This window comes from bacterium (genome assembly GCA_037131655.1).
Taxonomy (GTDB): domain Bacteria; phylum Armatimonadota; class Fimbriimonadia; order Fimbriimonadales; family JBAXQP01; genus JBAXQP01.
In genome coordinates, this window is the sequence record JBAXQP010000382.1 from 1 (window position 1) to 2,194 (window position 2,194).

The 2,194-nt window shown below is 46.6% G+C and carries 2 protein-coding genes; both read left to right on the forward strand.

Going from position 1 to position 2,194, the window contains the following annotated elements:
- The first annotated feature begins 96 nt into the window (after positions 1 to 96).
- Positions 97 to 1,236, forward strand: coding sequence for a cysteine desulfurase family protein (locus WCO51_12705; GenBank protein ID MEI6514113.1), 1,140 nt, complete (start codon positions 97 to 99; stop codon positions 1,234 to 1,236).
- Between the two features lie 182 nt (positions 1,237 to 1,418).
- Positions 1,419 to 2,194 (forward strand): ATP-dependent helicase (locus WCO51_12710; GenBank protein ID MEI6514114.1); only part of this gene is annotated, 776 nt, incomplete at its 3' end.

Genomic DNA, 2,194 nt, shown 5'->3' on the forward strand with positions numbered 1-2,194 from the left:
GGTCGAAGCCGTATAAAGTACGGATTACGGATTGTTTGCGGATAATACGGATTACGGATTCGTAGATTCGTAGCAAATTCGTAATTTGTAGAATATATGAAAGAGATTTATTACGACAATTCAGCGACGACGAAAATTGATCCTCGAGTACTTGAGGCAATGTTGCCGTTTTTACAGGACAGCTTTTCCAACCCATCATCTTTGCATTCGTTCGGAAAGGTTGCTCGTAACGCCGTTGAATTAGCCCGTCAGCAGATCGCGGAATGCGTTGGAGCTCAACCACACGAAATACTGTTCACTTCATGTGGCACGGAAAGTGATAACTGGGCGATTAAAAGCACTGCCTACGCCCGACGAGATAGAGGTATGCATCTAATCACCTCGTGCATAGAACATCCTGCCGTCCTCAACTGCTTCGCTTTCTTGGAAAGGGAAGGATTTTCTGCATCTCTTCTTCCGGTAGACAAATATGGTCGTGTATCTGTTGACGACCTGAGGGCGTTCATTTCGCCAGGTACAACGGTTGTATCTGTTATGATGGCTAACAACGAGGTTGGCACTATCCAAGACGTGAAGCTTCTGGCGGAGGTGGCTCATGAACACTCAGTAGTTATGCACACCGATGCTGTTCAGGCGATTGGTCATATCCCAGTCAACGTAATAGATTTAGGAGTTGACCTGCTCTCAGCCTCAGCACATAAGTTCAACGGTCCCAAAGGCGTAGGTTTCCTTTATAAGCGTGCTGGCATATCTCTGCCATCGATGATGGATGGCGGACATCAAGAGTTTGGTGTCCGCGGAGGAACTGAGAATGTTGCTGGAATCGTGGGGATGGCATGTGCACTGAACAACCACGTTACAAACCTACGACAAAACATCTGTCACATTGATCGGTTAGCAACTCTGATCAGATCACGGGTGCTTGCATATATCCCTGAAGCAAAGTTCAACGGATGCCCTAGTCAGCGGTTACCTGGATTGATCAGCCTTTCACTGGTCGGGGTATCCGCCGAAAGTGTACTACACTTACTTGATCTGAAGCGTATTTTTGTTTCTACCGGTGCAGCCTGTAACTCACGTAATACGGCTATCTCACATGTTCTCCAGGCACTAAACCTTCCTATCGACCATTCTGTCGGAACTCTGCGTATCTCGCTTTCCAAAGACACTACTGAAGCAGAGGCTCTCACCATCGCTGACACCATCGTCAGTTTGTATTTCAAGCTATACAAGTAAGGGATAAGTCAGGACAATTACCGGGGTAAATCTCAATCTAAAATAGGCTAACTGCGATAACGCAAAAGGAAGTCTGATTTGGTGCTCATTTTTCCTCATACGGACTAACTTATAAGACATACTGGGTGCGCACTGCCGTGGTAGTAGCCTGAAAATTGTAGTTGAGAAATGAGAGTTTAGTAATGTTATTGAATAAAGAACAGAAAGCAGCGGTTGAATACGTTGATGGCCCTCAAGTGATTGTGGCGGGGCCGGGGTCAGGGAAGACACGAGTCATTATCTCTAAGATTGAGTATTTGGTGTCGCAACTTAGTATTGACCCTTCTCGGATTCTAGCGATCACTTTTAGCAACAAAGCTGCCGATGAAATGAGCGACCGACTTGCTGAGGCATTTCCTTATCGTTCCCATGAGTTTAATGTCCATACTTTTCATGCTCTATGCTGGAGAATTGTGCAGGAGTTTTCCGCTGAAGCTGGGTTCAAACCTGGGGTTCAGATACTGGATCAGACGGCAGCCTGGGTGCTTGTGCGCCGTCATATTGAGGAGTTTGGCCTTTGCCATTTCCTCCCTAACTCCGATCCGTTCAAATATCTATTTGACCTGTTAAAGCACATCAGCAGGGCAAAGGATGAGTGGGTTTCAGTCCAAGAATACGGGGATTATGCCCTAAAGCAGAGGGAACAGTATCAAAGCAAACTGGGCTCGCTCATTCCTGAGGAAGCGGCAGATCAACTGGTCGAAGTAGAAAAGCGAGAAGAACTAGCACGGTTCTACCTTCTCTACCAAGAGAGGCTGCGTTCAGAAAACTGCACTGATTTCGGCGATCAGATCGTCACCGCGCTTGATTTACTCACAAAACATTCCGATGTGCGTAAGCAAATCCAATCCAGGTGGGATTACATCCTCGTCGATGAGTTTCAAGATACCAACATTGCCCAGATCGAGCTTCTTAAGCT